General features: G+C 74.8%; 20 protein-coding genes. 7 read left to right on the top strand and 13 right to left on the bottom strand.

Annotated features, from left to right (window positions below; genetic code table 11):
- Nucleotides 1-83: 83 nt before the first annotated feature.
- The 3 genes from rplT to infC form a co-directional block, all read right to left on the bottom strand.
- Entirely contained in the window at nucleotides 84-467 is a 384-nt protein-coding gene (gene rplT, locus FHX78_RS28600) for a 50S ribosomal protein L20 (protein WP_004933571.1), read from the bottom strand.
- A 98-nt stretch (nucleotides 468-565) separates the two neighbouring features.
- Nucleotides 566-760: a 50S ribosomal protein L35 gene (rpmI, locus tag FHX78_RS28595; RefSeq protein ID WP_003977225.1), complete on the bottom strand. Its 195-nt coding sequence runs from the start codon at nucleotides 758-760 to the stop codon at nucleotides 566-568.
- 110 nt (nucleotides 761-870) lie between these two features.
- Nucleotides 871-1,539: a translation initiation factor IF-3 gene (infC, locus tag FHX78_RS28590; RefSeq protein ID WP_145872197.1), complete on the bottom strand. Its 669-nt coding sequence runs from the start codon at nucleotides 1,537-1,539 to the stop codon at nucleotides 871-873.
- 391 nt (nucleotides 1,540-1,930) lie between these two features.
- Between infC and FHX78_RS28585 the strand changes: the two genes are divergently transcribed.
- Nucleotides 1,931-2,308, top strand: coding sequence for a DUF1844 domain-containing protein (locus FHX78_RS28585; RefSeq protein ID WP_145870278.1), 378 nt, complete (start codon nucleotides 1,931-1,933; stop codon nucleotides 2,306-2,308).
- A gap of 3 nt (nucleotides 2,309-2,311) precedes the next feature.
- Here FHX78_RS28585 and FHX78_RS28580 read toward each other — a convergent pair whose 3' ends face one another.
- Nucleotides 2,312-3,046: an SseB family protein gene (locus FHX78_RS28580; RefSeq protein WP_145870277.1), complete on the bottom strand. Its 735-nt coding sequence runs from the start codon at nucleotides 3,044-3,046 to the stop codon at nucleotides 2,312-2,314.
- Between the two features lie 80 nt (nucleotides 3,047-3,126).
- On the opposite strand from FHX78_RS28580, the gene FHX78_RS28575 reads away from it, so the two are divergent.
- Entirely contained in the window at nucleotides 3,127-3,870 is a 744-nt protein-coding gene (locus FHX78_RS28575) for a serine hydrolase (protein ID WP_145870276.1), read from the top strand.
- A gap of 58 nt (nucleotides 3,871-3,928) precedes the next feature.
- Here the strand turns inward: FHX78_RS28575 and mycP are convergent, their stop codons facing one another.
- Nucleotides 3,929-5,110 (bottom strand): type VII secretion-associated serine protease mycosin, encoded by a 1,182-nt coding sequence (gene mycP, locus FHX78_RS28570; protein WP_145870275.1) that lies wholly within the window; start codon nucleotides 5,108-5,110, stop codon nucleotides 3,929-3,931.
- Nucleotides 5,107-7,152, bottom strand: a complete 2,046-nt coding sequence (locus FHX78_RS37650) for a hypothetical protein (protein ID WP_229923982.1) — start codon at nucleotides 7,150-7,152, stop codon at nucleotides 5,107-5,109. Before FHX78_RS37650 ends, mycP begins: the two co-directional genes overlap by 4 nt.
- Nucleotides 7,153-7,412: 260 nt before the next feature.
- Here FHX78_RS37650 and FHX78_RS28560 point away from each other — a divergent pair, with 260 nt between their 5' ends.
- Nucleotides 7,413-8,615, top strand: coding sequence for an amino acid deaminase/aldolase (locus FHX78_RS28560; protein WP_145870274.1), 1,203 nt, complete (start codon nucleotides 7,413-7,415; stop codon nucleotides 8,613-8,615).
- A gap of 20 nt (nucleotides 8,616-8,635) precedes the next feature.
- On the opposite strand, the gene FHX78_RS28555 is transcribed toward FHX78_RS28560, so the two are convergent.
- The 4 genes from FHX78_RS28555 to FHX78_RS28540 are packed head-to-tail and all read right to left on the bottom strand — an operon-like array spanning nucleotide 8,636 to nucleotide 13,113.
- On the bottom strand, nucleotides 8,636-9,544 hold the full coding sequence (locus FHX78_RS28555) for a DUF2510 domain-containing protein (RefSeq protein WP_145872195.1): 909 nt from the start codon (nucleotides 9,542-9,544) through the stop codon (nucleotides 8,636-8,638).
- Nucleotides 9,545-9,571: 27 nt separating this feature from the next.
- Entirely contained in the window at nucleotides 9,572-10,354 is a 783-nt protein-coding gene (locus FHX78_RS28550; protein WP_145870273.1) for a 3-oxoacyl-ACP reductase, read from the bottom strand.
- A gap of 6 nt (nucleotides 10,355-10,360) precedes the next feature.
- Nucleotides 10,361-11,734: an aldehyde dehydrogenase family protein gene (locus FHX78_RS28545; protein ID WP_167531875.1), complete on the bottom strand. Its 1,374-nt coding sequence runs from the start codon at nucleotides 11,732-11,734 to the stop codon at nucleotides 10,361-10,363.
- Nucleotides 11,735-11,742: 8 nt separating this feature from the next.
- A complete protein-coding gene (locus FHX78_RS28540; RefSeq protein ID WP_145870272.1) occupies nucleotides 11,743-13,113 on the bottom strand; it encodes a glutamine synthetase family protein in 1,371 nt (456 codons plus the stop codon).
- Between the two features lie 85 nt (nucleotides 13,114-13,198).
- Here FHX78_RS28540 and FHX78_RS28535 point away from each other — a divergent pair, with 85 nt between their 5' ends.
- The 3 genes from FHX78_RS28535 to FHX78_RS28525 all read left to right on the top strand — a co-directional run bounded on the left by FHX78_RS28535 (nucleotide 13,199) and on the right by FHX78_RS28525 (nucleotide 16,285).
- On the top strand, nucleotides 13,199-13,933 hold the full coding sequence (locus tag FHX78_RS28535; protein WP_145870271.1) for a FadR/GntR family transcriptional regulator: 735 nt from the start codon (nucleotides 13,199-13,201) through the stop codon (nucleotides 13,931-13,933).
- Nucleotides 13,934-14,109: 176 nt separating this feature from the next.
- Nucleotides 14,110-15,558, top strand: a complete 1,449-nt coding sequence (eat, locus tag FHX78_RS28530) for an ethanolamine permease (RefSeq protein WP_373313040.1) — start codon at nucleotides 14,110-14,112, stop codon at nucleotides 15,556-15,558.
- Between the two features lie 19 nt (nucleotides 15,559-15,577).
- Nucleotides 15,578-16,285, top strand: a complete 708-nt coding sequence (locus FHX78_RS28525; protein ID WP_145870270.1) for a gamma-glutamyl-gamma-aminobutyrate hydrolase family protein — start codon at nucleotides 15,578-15,580, stop codon at nucleotides 16,283-16,285.
- A gap of 9 nt (nucleotides 16,286-16,294) precedes the next feature.
- Here FHX78_RS28525 and FHX78_RS28520 read toward each other — a convergent pair whose 3' ends face one another.
- A complete protein-coding gene (locus FHX78_RS28520) occupies nucleotides 16,295-17,230 on the bottom strand; it encodes a LysR family transcriptional regulator (protein WP_145870269.1) in 936 nt (311 codons plus the stop codon).
- Nucleotides 17,231-17,301: 71 nt separating this feature from the next.
- Between FHX78_RS28520 and FHX78_RS28515 the strand changes: the two genes are divergently transcribed.
- On the top strand, nucleotides 17,302-18,459 hold the full coding sequence (locus FHX78_RS28515; RefSeq protein ID WP_167531874.1) for a TDT family transporter: 1,158 nt from the start codon (nucleotides 17,302-17,304) through the stop codon (nucleotides 18,457-18,459).
- Here the strand turns inward: FHX78_RS28515 and FHX78_RS28510 are convergent.
- Both FHX78_RS28510 and FHX78_RS28505 read right to left on the bottom strand, forming a co-directional pair.
- A complete protein-coding gene (locus FHX78_RS28510; RefSeq protein ID WP_145870267.1) occupies nucleotides 18,371-19,099 on the bottom strand; it encodes a helical backbone metal receptor in 729 nt (242 codons plus the stop codon). The two genes, FHX78_RS28515 and FHX78_RS28510, sit on opposite strands and share 89 nt — an antisense overlap.
- Nucleotides 19,096-19,671, bottom strand: a complete 576-nt coding sequence (locus FHX78_RS28505; protein ID WP_145870266.1) for a helix-turn-helix domain-containing protein — start codon at nucleotides 19,669-19,671, stop codon at nucleotides 19,096-19,098. The genes FHX78_RS28510 and FHX78_RS28505 overlap by 4 nt, the downstream gene beginning before the upstream one ends.
- Between the last annotated feature and the right edge of the window lie 103 nt (nucleotides 19,672-19,774).

Genomic DNA, 19,774 nt, shown 5'->3' with positions numbered 1-19,774 from the left:
GGCGCGTTCCGGGCAACAGCAGGACCCGCAAGCTTCGAGCCTGCGGGTCCTTCTCTCGCGCCGGCGTCAGGCCGGCGCGGCGATCACGCGGCCTTGGGCGCGTTCACGTCCGCCGGGAGCGCCTTCTGGGCGACCTCGACGAGCGCGGCGAAGGCGGTGGCGTCGTTGACGGCCAGCTCGGCGAGGATCTTGCGGTCGACCTCGACGTTCGCGGCCTTCAGGCCCTGGATGAAGCGGTTGTACGTGATGCCGTTGGCGCGGGCAGCGGCGTTGATGCGCTGGATCCACAGCTGGCGGAAGTCACCCTTGCGCTTCTTGCGGTCGTTGTAGTTGTAGACCAGCGAGTGGGTGACCTGCTCCTTGGCCTTGCGGTACAGGCGCGAACGCTGACCGCGGTAGCCGGAGGCCTGCTCGAGGATCGCCCGGCGCTTCTTGTGGGCGTTGACTGCCCGCTTGACGCGTGCCACTTGTTAACTCCTTGTAGCGGGGCCGTGGTTGTGCCCACACGGCCCGAAATCGATTGGGTCCCGGTCTGACGTGCGTACGGCGCTCGCGCGCCGGGGCGTCACTTGCCGAGAAGCTTCTTGATCTTCGCGGCGTCGCCCGGGGCCATCTCGGCGTTGCCGGTGAGGCGACGCGTCACGCGGGACGACTTGTGCTCGAGCAGGTGGCGCTTGCCGGCGCGCTCGCGGAGCACCTTGCCGGAGCCGGTGATCTTGAAGCGCTTGCTGGCACCGCTGTGCGACTTGTTCTTCGGCATAGCGCCGTTCTCTCCTCGTCGGTGGCGCTCCGGTGCCCGGTCACGAAAACCGGGCACGGTGGAGCGTCGTACTTGTTTCGGTTGCTTCCTGGGGCTTGCGCCCCGGGGAGTCACGCCTCGGCAGGTTCCTCGGCGGGCACCTCGGCGTCGATGTCGACATCGGCGTCGGTGTCGGCGTCCGCGGGGTTCTGCGAGCGGCCGGGGTTGGCCTTCGCGGACGCCTTGCGGGCCTCCTGTGCCTGGCGAGCCTCGGCCATCGCCTCGGTCTTCTTCTTGTGCGGACCGAGAACCATGATCATGTTGCGGCCGTCCTGCTTCGGGTTCGACTCGATGAACCCGAGGTCCTGGACATCCTCCGCGAGCCGCTGCAGCAGCCGGTAGCCGAGCTCCGGCCGGGACTGCTCGCGACCACGGAACATGATCGTGATCTTGACCTTGTCGCCCTGCTTGAGGAACCGGACGACGTGACCCTTCTTGGTGTCATAGTCGTGCGGGTCGATCTTCGGCCGGAGCTTCATCTCCTTGATGACCGTGTGCGCCTGGTTCTTGCGCGCCTCACGGGCCTTCATGGCCGACTCGTACTTGAACTTCCCGTAGTCCATGAGCTTGCACACGGGCGGACGGGCGGTCGCCGCTACCTCGACGAGGTCGAGGTCGTACTCCTGGGCAAGCTCCAGTGCCTTGGCCAGGGGGACGATGCCCACCTGCTCGCCACTGGGACCGACAAGTCGCACCTCGGGAACGCGAATCCGGTCGTTGATGCGGGGCTCGGCGCTGATGGATCCTCCTCGATAGCACCACGCGACGGTCTGGCGGACAGCCGCGTAACGTCTGTTTTCGTAAGACCTAACCGCGCCGAAGCAGAAAAAATGCCCCGGACGATCACATGCGGGGCTCCTCGAACTACCGGAACACCGCCACGTGAACGCGGGGCGCGCTTTCGGGCGGATCGCCGCAGAGCGGGACCGCCTGACCGGTGACCTGCCGCCCTGAGGGCGGTCAGGTGGGAGTTCGAAAGCCTCCACTTGTGGGCCGGGCTCGTGCGCCGCGAGGCATACGGGTCCGACCGGTCGTTACACAAGGTTAGCAGCTCCCCGGGAGGTGCGCTAACCGGCCGTCTCCCGCCTCCTGCCGTCGGGGGGAGGCCGGCCTGCGCCTATCGTGTGGGGCATGAGTGAGACCTCCCCCTCGGACACCCCCGAGACCCCCGGCAGCCCCGACTTCGACGCCATGGCCCGCGACATCGCCGAGGTCCCGGCCGTCGAGGTGATCGTGACGGTCGCCGTCAACCTGATGAGCGCCGCCGCCGTGAAGCTCGGTCTGACCGAGGAGGGCGACACGTTCAAGGACTTGGACGAGGCGCGCAAGCTGGTGCACGCGCTGGCCGGTCTGCTCGACGCCTCCGCGACCGAGATCAGCTCCTTCCACGCGGCGCCGTTGCGCGACGGCCTGAAGTCGCTGCAGCTGGCCTTCCGCGAGGCCTCGCTGGTCCCGGACGAGCCGGGTCAGGGCCCGGGCGAGAAGTACACGGGCCCGATCTACGGCTAGGTCTCAGGGAGTACGGACGTACAGGGGCTCGCCGGGCGGCGTCGCCTCGGCCGGCAGGACTGCCAGGTCGAGGCCGCGCACCAGGCGGGCCCTCAGCGTTTCGTCGGCGGCCAGCCGCCGGGCCACCGCCCGGGCGGCCTCGGCGGCGGGGACGGCCGGGTCGAGGACGAGGGCCAGGGTGCCGTCGGCCTGTCCGGGCCCGAGGTGGGCGCGCAGCACGGCGGGCTCGGCGGCCACCGCAGCCCGTACGGCCTCGACGACGGCCGGGTCGGCGAGCGGGTCGGTGCTGGTGCGGCCCTCGGCGAGGGCGAGCAGGGTGGGACCGGTCAGTTCGAACGGCACGGGGCCGGCCAGGTCGAGGACGACCGTGTCGGCCTTCTCGTGCGCGGCGGCCTGCAGCGCCTGGTGCAGCGGTACGGCGACGGGGCGGGCCGACGGGTCCCAGCGGGCGAGCGAGTCGGTGGAGGTGAAGGCCGGCAGCGCGGTGCGGTGTCCCGCCTTGAGGGTGGGGACGGCCATGTCGCTGGTCTTCTCGCGGCGCAGCCCGTTCTCGTCCTCCTCGACCTCGCCGAGCAGGGCCACCACGGGGACGAGCAGCCGGGCGCCCTTGAGCGCCTCCAGGACGGGGCCGACGGCGGAGCCGTCCTCGGCCCAGGCGGCGAGCGCGGCGCTCAGCCGGGGGTCGGCGGAGCCGTCGTCGTCGCGGTAGCCGGGGTCGGGAATGTTCTTGTTCGCCACGGTCACCGACCTTAGCGGCCGTCCGTGGCACGCTCGGACGCGGGCGGCTCCGGCGGAGGGGGACGGGCATGGGCATGGGCATGGGGACGGGTAGGGGCACGGGGGCGGCGCGTGAGGCGCGGTTCGCGGCGGCGGTGGAGGCGGTGCGGCCGGCGGACGGTGGGGGGCTGTCGGTGGCGGCGGTGGACCTGGTCACCGGTGGGGCCGTCTCGTACGGCGACCGGGCGTTCGTCACCGCGAGCGTCGTCAAGGTCGACATCCTGCTCGCGCTGCTGCTCCGGGCGCAGGACGCGGGACGGGACCTCACCGGGCAGGAGCGGGAGTACGCGGCCGCGATGATCGGGCGCAGCGACAACGACGCGGCGTCGGCCCTGTGGGACGGGATCGGACGGGCGGCCGGCCTGGACGCCGCGAACGCCCGCCTGGGGCTGACGCGGACCGCGGGCGGCGACGGCACCCTGTGGGGGCTGACCCGCACCACGGCGGAGGACCGGATCAGGCTGCTGCGGCAGGTGTTCGGCGCGGGCCCGGTGCTGGGCGAGGACGCGCGGGCGTATGCGCGGGGGCTGATGGAGCGGGTCGTGCCGGATCAGGCGTGGGGTGTGCCGGCGGTGGCGGACGCGGGCACGGCGTGGGCCGTGAAGAACGGGTGGCTGCCGCGCGACGCGACGGGGCTGTGGGTCGTGCACAGCGTCGGGCGCGTCACGGCCGGCGGGCGCCCGTGTCTGTTGGCCGTGCTCTCCGACGGCAACGCCACCCTGGCGCACGGCGTCGCGCTGGTGGAGCGGGCGGCGGAAGCGGCGCGGGCGGCGGTCGCCGGCTGAGCGTCCGGCGTGGCGCGTCCGGCCGCGCGGGTCCCGACGGGCGGCCGACGACGGGGGTCTAGAAGTCCTCGGGCGCTGCGCGGCGGCCGCGCCAGAGGATCACCGTGGCCACCAGCAGCACCCCGCCGGCGCCGCCTGCCAGCGGGGCGGCCCAGTCGGCGGTGTCGTCGTCGGACTCGGCGGTGTCCGGGCCGGGGCCGAAGTACCGCTCGCCGTGGGCGGCCGGGTTCAGGCCCTCCGGCTCCAGGCGGTCCGCGGCCTCGATCGCGGCGACCGGGTCGATGAAGCCGAAGCCCCGGGAGTCGTCGCGGCCGTCGGCCGGGGCGTTGCGGGCGGTGTCCTCCAGGAGCCGCTTGACCTGGGCCGGGGTCAGTCCCGGGTGGGCCGCCCTGACCAGGGCGACGGCGCCGGAGACGAACGCGGCGGCGGCGCTGGTGCCCCAGCCCTCGTAGTACTTGTGATCGGGGTCGGCGATGATCACGTCGACGCCGGGGGCGCTGACCGTGGCGTACCAGCGGCGGGTGGAGAAGGGGGCGCGGGTGCCGTAGCGGTCGACGGCGGTGACGGCGATGACGCCCGGGTAGGCGGCCGGGTAGGAGATGTGGTCGCCCTTCTCCCCGCCGTTCCCGGCGGAGGCGACGACGACCACGCCCTTGCGCAGGGCGTACTGGATGGCCTCGTCCTCGCCGGGTTCGGGGTGCGCGGAGGCGGAGTCGTCGCCGAGGGAGAGGTTGATGACGTCGGCGCCGTGGTCGGCGGCCCAGCGGATGCCCTCGGCGAGGGCGTTGCCGCGGGTGCTGCGGGCCTTGGCGCGGGAGGGGTCGCCGTCCTCCAGGATGACGCGCACGGGCAGGATTCTGGCCTCGGGCGCGATGCCCATGACTCCGTCGGTGTTGCCGGGGCCGTGTCCGTGGCCGGCGATGATCCCGGCCATGGCGGTGCCGTGCCGCGCCCAGGCGCGGTCGCCCTCGCTCGCGCCGAATCCGACCAGGTCCTCGCCGGGGAGGACGTTGCCGTCGAGGTCGGGGTGGTCGGCCTCGACGCCGGTGTCCAGGACGGCGACGGTGACGCCCTCGCCCTGGGTGGTCCGCCAGGCCTCCTGGGTGCGCATGGCCTCCAGGGACCACTGCCGGGCCCGGATGCCGTCGGCGTGCGCGGGGGTGGCGGGGAGGAGCACGAGCGTGCCGGCGAGGAGGACGGCGAGGGACGCGGCGGGGCGGCGGCCGGTGACCTGCCTCATGACGGCCGCTCCGTGGCGGTGCCGGCCTTCTTGCGCAGGCCGCGCTCCACGCGGTCGGCGAGGCCCCGGGCCTCGTGGCCGAGGCCCGCCTGGGCGGGGGCGGTGGTGGCTCCGGACTCCATGGCATCCTCGGCGGGTTGCGGGGTGTCGACGGCGCGGCCGTCGGCCCAGCCGGAGACCGCGTAGACGACGACGGGGGCGTCCGTGAGGACGGAGATCACCCAGGAGGCACGCTGCTCGGCGCCGAAGCCCGCGGCGGCGGTGCCCTTCGCGGCGTACGGCAGGGGCATCAGGTCGGTACGGCGGTCCAGGCGTTCCCGGTCGAAACGGCGGGCGAGTGAGGCCATGCCGGCGGCGTCGGCCTTGGTGAACAGCAGGCCGACGGTGGTGACGTGGCTGCGGGTGGCGTCGGTGTAGGTGACGCGGAGCAGGCGTTCGCAGCCGACGGGGGCGAGGACCTTGCCCAGCAGGGGGTCGAAGGCGCCGTCGCAGCCGCTGTCGGGTGCCACGGCGATGCGCGTCCAGGTCCGGTCGGCGTCGCCGGGGCCCGCGCCCTTGCCCTGGACGGTGGGCGGGAAGAGCTGGTCGACGGGGACGTTGTGCCACATGGCCCCGGCGGCGGCGAAGCCTCCGCGGGCGCCGGACCCGTCGGAGCCGTCCGCGAGCCAGCTGCCGGCGACGGCGCCGCTGATCAGCCCCGTCCCGAGGATGAGGCAGGCGGCGGCCGCCACGACCTGTGAGCGGCTGCGCCGCCCGAGCGGGCGCGGCCGGGCGTCCTGGTCGTAGCCCTCCGGCTCACCGAACGTCACGATGGGCCGCCGGCCCGCGCCGGGCGGGCGGCCGGGCGTCATGGGCGCGCTCCAGGAGAGCGCGGGGTCGGGGCCGCCGGGGGGCGGGTACGCCCCGCGCGGTTCGGGCGCCGGCCTGCGGGGCGGGACGGGCGGCACCGGGGACGTGCCACTGGGCCGGGCCGCCGGGTCGGTGGGGACGGCGCGCAGGCGGGTGGTGGTCTCCGACGCGGTCTCGGGGGTGCGGGAGGCCGCGGGAGGTGTGCCCGCGCCGCGTGCGGTGGGCCGGTGGGCGGGCTGCGGGGGTACGGCGGGCGGGGCGTCCGGGGTGGGCGTGGCCCGGCCCGCGGTCGGCGGGGCTTCAGAGGGGGGCGTGGCCCGGCCCGCGGTCGGCGGGGCGTCGGGGAAGCGGGCGGAGGCGCGCGGGGGCGGCGGGGGTGCGGGCACGCCGGAGCCGGAGCCGCTGGAGCCGCTGGAGCCCGAGTCCGAGCGTGCGCCGAATCCGGAACCGGAACCGGAACCGCTGGAGTCGGATCCGGAGCCCGACCCCGAGGCGGAGCCGCTGGAGCCCGAGCCGGATGCGGAGCCCGATCCGGAGGCGGGGAAGCGCGGCCCGGGTACCGGATTCGTGTCGCCCGCCCGGGAGTCCGCCGGGGCGGCGCCGGGACCGCTCCCGGTGCCCGGCTCACCGGAACCGGTCGCCCGTCGGCCGTCCCCGGCCGGTGGTTCGGCCGACGCGCGGGCGTCGAAGAGGCCGGAACCGGCGGTCGTCAGCCCCCGGGGACCCGGCGCCCCGTCGCGGTCACCGGACCCGCCGGACACACGGCCGGTCCCGTCGACCGGCGGACGCGCCGGCGCGCGCATGTCGAACGCGCCGGAGCCGCCCGAGGTCAGCCCCCGGGGACCCGGCGACATCGCACCCCGCCCGTCCGGAGCGCCGGCCGGACCCGGCCCACGCCCGCCGAGGACACCGGACCCCTCCGAGGTCAGCCCCCGAGGACCCGGCACTGCGCCCCGGTCGTCCGACCCGCCGGACACACGGCCGGATCCGTCGACCGGCGGACGCGCCGGCGCGCGCATGTCGAACGCGCCGGAGCCGCCGGAGGTCAGCCCCCGCGGAGCGGTCGCGTCCGGGGTCGGCTCCTCGTGGTCCTGGTGCGCCGTGTCGGCGGCGGACGGGCGCGGCGGGTGCGCGGGGCGGGGCGGGACGGAGGGCCGCGGGGGGAGCGGGGCGCGCCGCGCTTCCGTGCTCATGCACCCCCCGTTTCCTCGTGCCCGGGCCGTCCACGTGCGGGCCGGTGATCTCCTGCCAGGGGCCCGGACTCGTCCGGGCACAGATACCCGCACGGACGGCGCGTCATCCCGCCCGGTCTCCGGGCCGGCCCTGTTCCGCCGTGCGTGCGCGTCACTCTACGGCGTGGCCCCGCTCGAACGGGAACCCAGTCCGCAGGGCCGCGGCATCTGCCCGGAACGTCCCCCTACCCTGCGGTAATCCCGTCTGGCAGGCTTCGGTCATGACTGCGCGTGCCGCCGACCGGGCCCGTTACGACCGGGCCACCGCCCAGCTCGACGCCCCCCTCGCCCTCGTGGACCTGGACGCCTTCGACGCCAACGCGGACGACCTGGTCCGCAGGGCGGGGGGCAAGCCGGTCCGGGTCGCCAGCAAGTCCGTACGCTGCCGCGCGCTGCTCGAACGGACCCTGGCCCGGGAGGGCTTCGCGGGCATCATGTCGTTCACCCTCGCCGAGTCCCTGTGGCTGGCCCGCTCCGGTTTCGACGACGTCCTCCTCGCCTACCCCTCCGCCGACCGTGCCGCTTACGCGGAACTGGCCGCCGATCCCAAGCTCGCGGCCGCCGTCACCGTCATGGTCGACGATCCGGCGCAGCTGGACCTGATCGACGCCGCGCGCGCGGGCGGCGGCGAAGTGGTGCGCGTCTGCCTGGAGTTGGACACGTCGCTGAAGCTGTTCGGCGGCCGGGTGCGGGTCGGTGCCCGGCGTTCCCCGCTGCACTCCCCCGCCCAGGTCGCCGAGCTGGCGCGCGCGGTGGCCCGGCGCCCGGGTTTCCGGGTCGTGGGGATCATGGCGTACGAGGGGCATGTGGCCGGGGTCGGGGACGCGGTGGCCGGACGGCCCCTCAGGTCCCGCGCGGTGCGGCTGATGCAGGCCGCAGCCCGCCGTGAACTCGCCGAGCGGCGCGCGGCGGTGGTCCGGGCGGTGCGGGAGGTCGTGCCGGATCTGGAGTTCGTCAACGGCGGGGGCACGGGCAGTGTGCAGCACACCGCCGCGGAGGACGCGGTCACGGAGATAGCGGCCGGTTCGGGGCTGTACGTGCCGCGGCTGTTCGACAACTACACGTCGTTCAGCGCCCGCCCGTCGGCCCTGTTCGCCCTGCCCGTCGTACGGCGGCCGGGGGTGGGCGTGGTGACGGTGCTGGGCGGCGGGTACCCGGCGTCCGGCGCGCCCGGCGCGGACCGGCTGCCGGTGCCGTATCTGCCGGAGGGCCTGCGGTACGACGGGCAGGAGGGCGCCGGCGAGGTGCAGACGCCGCTGCTGGGGTCGCCCGCCGACGATCTGCTGATCGGCGACAAGGTGTGGTTCCGGCACGCCAAGGCGGGCGAGCTGTGCGAGCGGTTCGACGCGCTGCACCTGGTGGAGGGCGACGCGGTGACGGCGACCGTGCCGACGTACCGCGGCGAGGGCCACACCTTCCTGTAGGCCGGTCGCCGGACGGTGCGTCAGTCGGTGGGGCCGATGCTGCTGCCGACGCCGCCGCCGGTCGCCGCGTCGGTGACCGGGCGGATGCCCTCGGTGATGCGGTCCATGTCGGCCAGGGGCGGGCCGTCCTCGCCGGCGTCGAAGACGTAGCGGACGACGACCGGCGACTCGGTGCCGACGCTGGACGGGAAGACCGTCGACTGCACGTAACCGCCGGGCCCCTTGCCGGTGGTGACGCGCCAGCGCACGAAGTACCCGGCACGGCCCGCCACCGCGATGGGGCCGGACTTCACGACCTCGTGGGACTCGATGCCGCCGTAGGGGCGGTTGCCGATGGCGTCCTCCTCGAAGCCCTCCTCGGCCGCGTCCGGGATGTCCTGCTCGGCGAGCAGCCGGGGCGACTGCTCGTCGCCGGCGGTGGCGGTCACGGTGCGGGAGATGACGAGGCCGTGGCGGCAGACGGTGCCCTCGCCGGGGCAGTCGTAGGTGCCCTCGGTGGTCATGACGACGTCGTCCACGGCCACGTGCTCGGGCCGGATCCAGCCGTCGGGGAGCGCGAAGGTGATCCCGTTGAGCTGGTCCTCGACCAGGTCCGGGTCCTCGGTGGCGGACTCCGACGGGGCGGGCGGGGGGACGGGCTGCTCGGTGGGGGGCGCGGTGGTGGTGGCCGTCGGGCCGGTCCCCGTCCCCGGGCCGCCCTCGTCCTCGCCGAGGAACACGGCGCCGGTGACGATCGCGGCGACGAGCACGGCCCCCGCGGTGGTGAGCGCGACGGCCCTGGCCCGGCCGGTGCCGCCCGGGGACGGCGGCGGCACCGGACCGCCGGGGGCCTCGGGGGCGCGCCGGTGTTCGGTCCAGGCCGTGCCGTCCCACCAGCGTTCCAGGTGGGGTCCGTGCGGGTCGGGGTACCAGCCGGGCGGGGGCGTCATGCTCATCCCGGCACTGTAGGACGCGCGCTACAGCGGTGTGACATACGCCCCCGAGATTCCGCCGTCCACCAGGAAGTCGGTGGCGTTGACGAAGGAGGAGTCGTCGCTGGCCAGGAAGGCGACGGCGGCGGCGATCTCCTCGGCCTCGGCGAACCGGCCCAGCGGGATGTGCACCAGGCGGCGGGCGGCGCGCTCGGGGTCCTTGGCGAAGAGTTCCCGGAGCAGCGGGGTGTTGACCGGGCCGGGGCACAGGGCGTTGACGCGGATGCCCTCGCGGGCGAACTGCACGCCGAGTTCCCGGGACATGGCGAGGACGCCGCCCTTGGAGGCGGTGTACGAGATCTGGCTGGTGGCCGCGCCCATCCGGGCCACGAAGGACGCCGTGTTGATGATCGAGCCCTTGCCCTGGCGCCGCATGTAGGGGATGGCGGCCTTGCAGCACAGGTAGACGGAGGTGAGGTTGACCTCCTGGACGCGCTTCCAGGCCTCCAGTCCGGTCTCCAGGATGGAGTCGTCGTCGGGCGGGGAGATCCCGGCGTTGTTGAAGGCGATGTCGACGCTGCCGTAGGTGTCGTACGCGGTCCGGAACAGGGCCTCGACCTGTTCGGGGTCGGTGACGTCGGTGTTCACGAAGAGGCCGCCGGTCTCCTCGGCGGCGGCCTTGCCGCGTGCCTCGTCCACGTCGGCGCAGACCACGTGCGCGCCCTCGGAGGCGAGCCGGCGGGCGGTGGCCAGGCCGATGCCGCTGCCCGCGCCGGTGACGACGGCGGTGCGGCCGGTCAGGCGGCGGCAGATGTTTTCCTCGCTCATGTGGGCTCAGGCCTCCGTGCTGATGAAGACGTTCTTGGTTTCGGTGAAGGCGGCCAGCGCGTCCGGGCCGAGTTCGCGCCCGACGCCGGACTGCTTGAACCCGCCGAAGGGGGTCCAGTAGCGGACGCTGGAGTGGGAGTTGACGGACAGGTTGCCCGCGCGGACCGCCTGGGAGACGCGCAGGGCGCGGCCGGCGTCCCGGGTCCAGATCGAGCCGGACAGGCCGTAGTCGGTGGCGTTGGCCAGGCGGACGGCGTCGGCCTCGTCGTCGAAGGGGAGGACGACGGCGACGGGCCCGAAGACCTCCTCGACGGCGACGCGGGCGCGGGGGTCGACGCCGGTGAGGACGGTGGGCGGGTACCAGTGGCCGGGGCCCTCGGGGGCCTTGCCTCGGATGCCGTCGAGGTCGTCGGTGACGTAGGAGCGGACGCGGGCGAGCTGGGCGGCGGAGATCAGCGGGCCCATCTGGACGTGCTCGTCGGCGGGGTCGCCGACCCGGACGGACTCGATCGCGGGCGCCAGCAGGTCCAGGAAGCGGTCGTGCACGGAGCGCTGGACGAGGATGCGGGTGCGGGCGCAGCAGTCCTGTCCGGCGTTGTCGAGGAAGGACATGGGGGCGGTGGCCGCGGCGGCTTCGAGGTCGGCGTCGGCGAAGACGATGTTGGGGCTCTTGCCGCCGAGTTCCAGGGTGACGCGCTTGAGGTGGGCCGCGCCCTTGGCCCACACCTGTTTGCCCACGGCCGTGGACCCGGTGAAGACGATCTTGGCGACGCCGGGGTGTTCCACGAGGGCGTTGCCGGCGACGGGACCGTGTCCGGGGAGCACCTGGAACAGGCCCTCGGGGAGTCCTGCCTCCAGGGCGAGTCCGGCCAGGCGCAGGGCGGTGAGGGGGGTGGTCTCGGCCGGTTTGAGGATCACCGCGTTGCCCGCGGCGAGGGCGGGGGCGGTGCCCCAGGCCGCGATGGGCATGGGGAAGTTCCAGGGGGCGATCACGCCGACGACGCCGAGCGGTTCGAGGAAGGTGACGTTCACCCCGCCGGGGACCGGGATCTGGCGGCCGGTGAGGCGTTCCACTCCCCCGGCCGCGTAGTCGAGCAGGTCGCGGACGTTGCCGGCCTCCCAGCGGGCGTTGCCGAGGGTGTGGCCGGCCTCGCGGACCTCCAGCCGGGCCAGTTCCTCGACGTGCTCGTCGACGGTGGCGGCGAAGCGGCGCAGCAGCCGGGCCCGGTCGCCGGGGGCGAGGGCGGCCCAGGCGGTCTGCGCGCGGGCGGCGCGGACGACGGCGGCGTCGACGTCGGCGGGGGTGGCGGCCGGGACGGTGGCGATCACCTCCTCGGTCGCGGGGTTCTGCACCTGGAGTGCGGGGGTCTGCTCGGACACGGAGGGCCTCACATGCGTTCGAAGGAGCGGCGCAGCTCCCAGTCGGTGACCGCGGCGTCGAAGGCGTCCGTCTCGACGCGCGCCATGTTGCGGTAGTGCGCGACGACCTCGTCGCCGAAGGCCGCCCGGGCGATCGCGCTGTTCTCCCACAGCTCGGCGGCCTCGCGCAGGGTGGTGGGGACGTGCGCGAAGCCGGCGGTGTAGGCGTTGCCGGGGCAGGGTTCGGGCAGCTCCAGCTTGTGCTCGACGCCGTACAGGCCGGCGGCGACCATGCCGGCGACGGCGAGGTGCGGGTTGACGTCGCCGCCCGGGAGCCGGTTCTCGAAGCGCAGGGAGCGGCCGTGGCCGACCACGCGCAGGGCGCAGGTGCGGTTGTCGCGGCCCCAGGCGACGGCGGTCGGGGCGAAGGAGCCGGGCTGGAAGCGTTTGTAGGAGTTGATGTGCGGGGCGTAGAGCAGGGAGAACTCGCGGAGCGCGGCGAGCTGTCCGGCGAGGAAGTGCCGCATCAGCTCGGACATGCCGCCGGGGTCCCGCGCGGTGCCCGCCATGGCGTTGGTGCCGTCGGCGTCGGCGAGGGAGAGGTGGATGTGGCAGGAGTTGCCCTCGCGCTCGTTGTACTTGGCCATGAAGGTGATCGAGACGCCCTCCTGGGCGGCGATCTCCTTGGCGCCGGTCTTGTAGACCGCGTGCTGGTCGCAGGTGACCAGGGCCTCGTCGTAGCGGAAGGCGATCTCGTGCTGGCCGGGGTTGCACTCGCCCTTGGCGGACTCGACGGTGAGCCCGGCGCCGGCCATCTCGTTGCGGATGCGGCGCAGCAGGGGTTCGATGCGGCCGGTGCCGAGCACGGAGTAGTCGATGTTGTACTGGTTGGCCGGGGTGAGGCCGCGGTAGTTCGCGTCCCAGGCCTGTTCGTAGGTGTCCTTGAAGACGATGAACTCCAGCTCCGTGCCGACCTGGGCGGTGAGGCCGAGTTCGGCCAGGCGGTCGAGCTGGCGGCGCAGGATCTGGCGGGGCGCGGCGACGACCGGGGAGCCGTCGTCCCAGGCGAGGTCGGCGATGACCAGGGCGGTGCCCTCGTTCCACGGCAGGCGGCGCAGGGTGGCGAGGTCGGGGCGCAGGGCGAAGTCGCCGTAGCCGCTCTCCCAGGAGGACATGGCGTAGCCGTCGACGGTGTTCATGTCGGCGTCGACGGCGAGCAGGTAGTTGCAGCCCTCGGTGCCGTGCTCCAGCACCTCGTCGAGGAAGAAGCGGGCGGCGAACCGCTTGCCCTGGAGCCGCCCCTGCATGTCGGGGAAGGCCAGGACGACGGTGTCGATCTCACCGCCGGCGACGAGGGCGTGCAGCTCCTCGACGGCGAGCGGGGGTGTGCGGTCTGCCACGGGAGACCCTCCTCGGGCTTCTTCGGTCAGCCGGGAGCCATAAGGTATTGCCGAGAACCATTGCTTGGGAAGGGGGCACGGCCGGATGGCACAGGAGGCGGTCGGCGGCGTCGGGGACCGGCTGGCGCCGGTGCTGCGGCAGGTCCGCGCGGGCAACGGGTTCGAGGAGGCGCTGGAGCAGATCCTCCAGGTGGTGCGGCTGGGCCTGGTGGCGGGCGGGGAGCGGCTGCCGGCCGAGCGGGAGCTGGCGGAGCGGCTGGGCATCAGCCGGGTGACGCTGCGCGAGGTACTGAAGGTGCTCCAGGAGCAGGGGCTGGTGGAGTCGCGGCGCGGCCGGTACGGCGGCACGTTCGTGCTGCCCCGGCCCACGGAGACCGGTGAGGCGGAGCTGCGGCGGCGGATCGCCGAGACCGACATAGAGGACGTGCTGCGCTTCCGCGAGGTGCTGGAGGTGGGCGCGGCGGGGCTGTGCGCGGCGCACGGGCTCACGGAGGGGCAGGCGGCGCGGCTGCGCGCGGCGCTGGCGGGCACGCACGACGCCCCGCTGGCCGAGTACCGGCGTCGGGACACGCTCTTCCACCTCACCCTGGCGGAGCTGTGCGGCTCGCCGTCGCTGACCGCGCAGTACGCGGCGGTGCGGGCGACGGTGAACGACCTGCTGGACTGCATCCCGCTGCTGGTGCGCAACCTGGAGCACTCGCAGCGCCAGCACACGGCGCTGGTGGAGGCGGTGCTGGAGGGCGACGCGGACGGGGCGCGGGAGATGACGCGCGAGCACTGTGCGGGGACGGCGGCGCTGCTGCGGGGGTTCCTGGGCTGAGGGCGCGTGCGGCGGGCCGGGGCCGGGCAGGGTCCACCGGACCGGGCAGGGTTTACCGCGGCTTGACGCAGGGGGCTTGCGCGCACGCCGTCCGCGCCACGAAGGTATGGGCCCACAAAGGTCTGGATCCGCTCCATTGCCCATGCCCTCGCCGCCGCCCCCTGGGGAGTCGCCCCGTGAGCCTGCCACCCGCGTCCCGTGAACCCGCCGGTGCGGCGGACGACGACTACCTGGAGCGCAGGAGACTGCGCCGCGGCAGCGCCGGCTGGCTGCTGCTGACCGGCCTCGGCGTCGCCTACGTCGTCTCCGGTGACTACTCGGGCTGGAACTTCGGCCTCGCCGAGGGCGGCTTCGGCGGCCTGGCGATCGCCATGGTGCTGATGGGCGCCATGTACACCTGCATGGTGTTCGCCCTGGCCGAGCTGTCCTCGATCCTGCCCACGGCGGGCGGCGGCTACGGCTTCGCCCGCCGGGCGCTCGGCCCCTGGGGCGGGTTCCTCACCGGCACGGCGATCCTCATCGAGTACGTCCTCGCGCCCGCCGCGATCTCCATCTTCATCGGCGACTACGTCGAGTCCCTGGGCCTGTTCGGGCTGGAGTCCGGCTGGCCGGTGTACCTGGCCTGCTTCGTGCTCTTCATCGGCATCCACCTGTGGGGCGTCGGCGAGGCGCTGCGCTTCAGCTTCGTCGTCACGGGCATCGCGGTGGCCGCGCTGGTGGTCTTCGCCCTGGGGGCGCTGCCCGAGTTCGACGCGTCCTCGCTCGACGACATCCCGGTGGACCCCTCGGCGTTCGGCGCGAGTTCCTGGCTGCCGATGGGACTGCTGGGCATCTGGGTGGCGTTCCCGTTCGGGATGTGGTTCTTCCTGGGCGTGGAGGGCGTGCCGCTGGCCGCCGAGGAGACCCGGGACCCGGCGCGCACGCTGCCGCGGGCGATCCGCTGGTCCATGGGCATCCTGGTGGTGCTGGCCGTGGTGACCTTCGTCGCGGCGGCCGGGGCGCGCGGCTCGGCGGCGGTGCAGGACGCGGGCAACCCGCTGGTGGAGGCGCTCCAGCCGGACGGCGAGGCGACGGCGCTGAGCCGGATCGTGAACTACGCGGGGCTCGCCGGTCTGGTCGCCTCGTTCTTCTCGCTGATCTACGCCGGTTCGCGGCAGCTGTTCGCGCTGTCCCGCGCCGGCTACCTGCCGAAGTTCCTCTCCCTGACCAGCCGCCGCCGTGCGCCCTACCTCGGTCTGCTGGTGCCCGGCGCGATCGGTTTCGCACTGGCCGCCGGGTCGGGCGACGGCGCGCGCATGCTGAACATCGCCGTGTTCGGCGCGACGATCTCGTACGCGCTGATGTCCCTGTCGCACATCGTGCTGCGCCGCCGGGAGCCGGAGCTGCCGCGGCCGTACCGGACCCCGGGCGGGGTGCTGACCTCGTCGGTGGCGCTGGTGCTGGCCTGCGCGGCGCTGGTGGCGACGTTCCTGGTGGACGTGACGGCGGCGTTGATCGCGCTGGCGGTCTACGTCGTGGCCCTGGCGTACTTCGGTCTCTACAGCCGCGGCCGCCTGGTGGCGAGGGCGCCGGAGGAGGAGTTCGCGGCGCTGGCGGCGGCCGAGGCAGAGTTGTCACGGGACTGAGGCGAGGGAGGTGTCCGGCATGGCGGCCAGGCCGCTGATCGGGATCAGTACGTACGCGGAGTCCGGGGTGCGCTGGGGCGTGTGGCAGCTCGACGCCGCGCTGCTGCCGGCCGGCTACCCGGGGCTGGTGCAGCGGTCGGGCGGGCTGGCGGCGATGCTCCCGCCGGACGCGCCGGAGCACGCGGCGGCGGCCGTGGCCCGGCTCGACGGCCTGGTGATCGCGGGCGGCCCCGACGTGGAGCCGTCGCGCTACGGCGCCGAGCCCGGCCCGCGCACCGGGCCGCCCGCCCGGGCACGGGACGCCTGGGAACTCGCGCTGATCGGGGCGGCCCTGGAGCGCCGGATCCCGCTGCTCGGGATCTGCCGGGGCATGCAGCTGCTGAACGTCGCCCTGGGCGGCACCCTCGTCCAGCACCTCGACGGGCACGCCGAGGTGCCGGGCGTCTTCGGCCGGCACCCGGTCAAGCCGGTGCCGGGCACCCGGTACGCCGACGCCGTCCCGGAGGAGGCCTCCGTGCCCACCTACCACCACCAGTGCGTGGACCGACTCGGTGCGGGCCTGGTCCCGTCCGCGTACGCGGAGGACGGCACGGTGGAGGCGGTCGAACCCGCCACCGGACCGGAGTGGGTCCTGGGGGTGCAGTGGCACCCGGAGATGGGCGAGGACCCGCGCGTGATGCGGGCGCTGGTCGCCGCCGCAGGCGATCGCGACCGCGTGCGGTCCTGAACGGCCGGTTCAGGACCGGGTCAGCGACAGCAGGTCCCGGGCCGGGCCGGTGGGACGGTGGCCCGTCGGCCAGACCGCGCGCAGGTCACGGGCGAGGGCGATGCCGTCGACGGGGACGCGGACCAGGCGGCGCGTCGCCATCTCCTCGCCGACGGCCAGTTCGCTGAGGACCGCCGGCCCGGCGCCGCTGACCGCCGCCGCCTTCACCGCGGTGGTGGACGACAGCTCGATCAGCGGGCGGGCCAGCCCGCCCAGGGCGGAGTCCAGCACCTGGCGGGTGCCCGAGCCCTTCTCCCGCAGGATCAGCGGGGTGGCCGCCAGCTCCCGCGCGGCGAGCGGGCTCCGGCGGCGGGCCCAGGGGTGCGTCGGTGCCGTCACGACGATCAGCCGGTCGTGGGCGATCACCGCGGAGTCCAGCCCCGCCGGCACCGTCAGCCCCTCCACGAAGCCCACGTCCGCCTCCCCGGACACCAGCCGCTCCGCCACCGCCGCCGAGTTCCCGGCGAGCAGCGACACCGCCGTGTCCGGCCGCTGCGCGCGCAGCGCGAGGAGCCAGCCCGGCAGCAGGTACTCGGCGATCGTCATGCTCGCCGCCACCCGCAGCCGTGAGTCCCTGCGGTCCCGCAGCGCCTGCGCGCCCGCGTCGAAGGCCTCGGCCGCCTCCACGATCCGCCGCGCCCAGTCGGTGACCAGCGCCCCGGCGTCGGTCAGCCGCGACCCCCTCGGCGAGCGGTCGACCAGGGCCACCCCGAGCTGGCGTTCCATGGACCGGACCCGGCTGCTCGCCGCGGGCTGGGTGATGCCCAGCTCCCGCGCCGCCCTGCCCAGACTGCCCAGCCGCGCCACCGCCAGCAGCAGCTCCAGCGCTCCCAGGTCCGGCACCCGGTGGGCCAGGGACCCGGCGCTCACCGGCCGGTCGTCGGCGTGCTCTTCCGTCCTGCTCATAAACCCAGCTTATGCGGCCATAGGGGCAAACTCCCTGGTGGCGCCCCTCCACCCGGTACGACCGTATGACCATGGCCCTCCTCCTCACCGCCGCACCGCCCCCGCGCGCCCCGGCCGTCCGTCACCTCGGACCGAACTGGTACGCCTGCGTCATGGGCACCGCCGTCGTGGCCGCCGCGGGCGCCGTGCTCCCCGTGCCGGTGCCCGGCCTGCGCACCGCCCTCGCCGCCGTCTGGGCCCTGTCCCTCGTCCTCCTCGTGGCCCTGCTCGCCGCCCGCGCCCTGCACTGGGCCCACCACCGCGACCAGGCCAGGGCCCATCTGCTCGACCCGGCGGTGGCCCCGTTCTACGGCTGTCCGTCCATGGCCCTGCTCGCCGTCGGCGGCGGCGCGCCGGCCGTCGGACGGGGCTGGATCGGCACCGGTCCGGCCGTCGCCCTCGACGCGGTGCTGTTCACCGCCGGTACGGCCGTCGGGCTGGCGGCCGCCGTGGCCGTCCCGTACCTGATGGCCGTACGCCACCGCCTCACGCCGCGGCAGGCGACGCCCGCGTGGCTGCTGCCGCTGGTCGCGCCCATGGTGTCCGCCGCCGTCGGGCCGCGTCTGGTGCCGCACCTGCCGGCGGGGCAGCCCCGGGCGACCCTCCTGTTCGCCTGCTTCGCCCTGTTCGGGCTCAGCCTGCTCGCGACCCTGCTGATGCTGCCGCTGGTCTTCGCCCGGCTGGTCACCGGCGGCCCGCTGCCGCTCGCCCTCACCCCGACGCTGTTCCTCGTGCTCGGCCCGCTGGGCCAGTCCACCACCGCCGTCGGCGCGTTCGCGGACGTCGCCCCCGGCGTCGTACCGGCACCGTACGACGAGGGCTTCGGCCTGCTCGCCGTCCTGTACGGGGTGCCCGTGACCGGCTTCGCGCTGCTGTGGCTCTGCCTCGCCGGCGCCCATGTCGTGCGGGCCCACCGCCGGGGGATGCGCTTCTCGATGACCTGGTGGTCGTTCACCTTCCCGGTCGGCACCTGTGTCACCGGCGCCGCGGCCCTGTCCCGGCACACCGGGCTCCTCGCCTACGACGCGCTGACCGTCCTGCTGTACGCGCTCCTCGTCACCGCCTGGGCCACCGCCGCGCTGCACACCGTGCGGGGCCTGCTCAGCGGCGCGCTGCTCGCAGCGCCCGGGCCAGCACCGTCGGCGCCTCGGCCAGCGACGGCCCGTACCAGGTCAGGTGCCGGCCGCTGACCAGCGCGCAGGGCAGCCCGGGGAAGGCTTCCGGGCCGTCCCCGGCGGTGAAGCGGTACGGCTCGTCGGGGAGCACGACGAGATCCGGTCGCGCCGCGCGCAGCTCCTCCAGCGGGGCGCGCGGATACCGTTCCGCGTGGTCCGCGTAGAGGTGGCGCACGCCGAGCCGGGCCAGCAGGTCGCCCGCGAAGGTGTCCCGGCCGAGCACCATCCAGGGCCGCCGCCAGACCGGCACGACGGCCGTCCGCGGCTCCGCGGGCGCGGGCAGGGCCGCCCAGGCGGCCTCGGCCTCGTCCAGCCACCGCGGCCGCGCCCCGACACCGCACGCCGTGAGCACCCGGGTCAGCTCGCCGAAGGCCTGCGGCAGCGTCCGCACCTCCGTGACCAGCACCTCCAGACCCGCCGCACGCAGCGCGGCCAGATCGGGTGCGCGGTTCTCCTCCTCGTTGGCGATCACCAGATCGGGGGCGAGGCCGATGATCCGGTCCACCTTCGGGTTCTTCGTCCCGCCGACGCGTACGACGTCCAGGCCGGACGGGTGCGTGCACCAGTCGGTGGCGCCGGCCAGGGAGCCGGGGGCGGAGAGCGCCACCGCCTCGGTCAGCGACGGGACGAGGGAGACGATCCTGGCCGCGCTCATCGGCGCGGCTTGTCCCGCAGCGCCTCGATGTGCTCGGCGACGGCGACGACGAGCAGCCGCGTCTCCGGGACCGTGGCCCGCCAGCGGTGCCGGACTCCGCCGGTGAGGTACAGGGTGTCGCCGCGGCCCAGGCGATAGGCGCGGCCCTCCGCCTCGATCTCCACGGCACCGTCCGCCACGTACATCAACTGGTCGTTGCGGAACTGCAGTTCACGGCCGGCGTCGTGGTCGCCGGTGAACTCCGAGGCGTGCATCTGGTGGTGACCGCGCACCAGGGAGCGCACCTGCGGGTCGGGCACCGGCTCCCCGCCGGGGCCCTCGGCCCGGACCACGTCCACGCTGCACGCCGGGTCGGCGGCGGCGAGGAGCTCCACGGCGGTGGTGCGCAGGGCGTCGGCGACCTTCTCCAGGGAGCTCTGGCTGGGCCGCGCGCGCTCGTTCTCGATCTGGCTGAGGAACGGGACCGACAGGCCGCTGCGCTCGGCCACGACGGCGAGGGTGAGCTCCAGCGCACGGCGTCGCCGCCGCACGGCCGCGCCCACCCGCAGGGGCTGTTCCTTGTGGTCGCCCATCGCTCCGGCTCCCTCCTCCGCCGTCGTCCCGCGCCGTGTGCGCCGGATGCCCGGCGCACTCCTCCTGTGCAGTTGTCTGCACCCTACGCATGTTCGGCACACC

Source organism: Streptomyces capillispiralis (assembly GCF_007829875.1).
Classification (GTDB): Bacteria; Actinomycetota; Actinomycetes; order Streptomycetales; family Streptomycetaceae; genus Streptomyces; species Streptomyces capillispiralis.
The sequence above is the reverse complement of the archived record's forward strand: the minus strand, read 5'-3'. Positions and strand labels throughout refer to the sequence as shown.

Coding starts and splice junctions, on each gene's coding strand:
- rpmI (WP_003977225.1), bottom strand. CDS start 760: ATGCCGAAGAACAAGTCGCACAGCGGTGCCAGCAAGCGCTTCAAGATC.
- FHX78_RS28585 (WP_145870278.1), top strand. CDS start 1,931: ATGAGTGAGACCTCCCCCTCGGACACCCCCGAGACCCCCGGCAGCCCC.
- FHX78_RS28575 (WP_145870276.1), top strand. CDS start 3,127: ATGGGGACGGGTAGGGGCACGGGGGCGGCGCGTGAGGCGCGGTTCGCG.
- mycP (WP_145870275.1), bottom strand. CDS start 5,110: ATGAGGCAGGTCACCGGCCGCCGCCCCGCCGCGTCCCTCGCCGTCCTC.
- FHX78_RS37650 (WP_229923982.1), bottom strand. CDS start 7,152: ATGAGCACGGAAGCGCGGCGCGCCCCGCTCCCCCCGCGGCCCTCCGTC.
- FHX78_RS28560 (WP_145870274.1), top strand. CDS start 7,413: ATGACTGCGCGTGCCGCCGACCGGGCCCGTTACGACCGGGCCACCGCC.
- FHX78_RS28555 (WP_145872195.1), bottom strand. CDS start 9,544: ATGACGCCCCCGCCCGGCTGGTACCCCGACCCGCACGGACCCCACCTG.
- FHX78_RS28550 (WP_145870273.1), bottom strand. CDS start 10,354: ATGAGCGAGGAAAACATCTGCCGCCGCCTGACCGGCCGCACCGCCGTC.
- FHX78_RS28535 (WP_145870271.1), top strand. CDS start 13,199: ATGGCACAGGAGGCGGTCGGCGGCGTCGGGGACCGGCTGGCGCCGGTG.
- FHX78_RS28525 (WP_145870270.1), top strand. CDS start 15,578: ATGGCGGCCAGGCCGCTGATCGGGATCAGTACGTACGCGGAGTCCGGG.
- FHX78_RS28520 (WP_145870269.1), bottom strand. CDS start 17,230: ATGAGCAGGACGGAAGAGCACGCCGACGACCGGCCGGTGAGCGCCGGG.
- FHX78_RS28515 (WP_167531874.1), top strand. CDS start 17,302: ATGGCCCTCCTCCTCACCGCCGCACCGCCCCCGCGCGCCCCGGCCGTC.
- FHX78_RS28510 (WP_145870267.1), bottom strand. CDS start 19,099: ATGAGCGCGGCCAGGATCGTCTCCCTCGTCCCGTCGCTGACCGAGGCG.
- FHX78_RS28505 (WP_145870266.1), bottom strand. CDS start 19,671: ATGGGCGACCACAAGGAACAGCCCCTGCGGGTGGGCGCGGCCGTGCGG.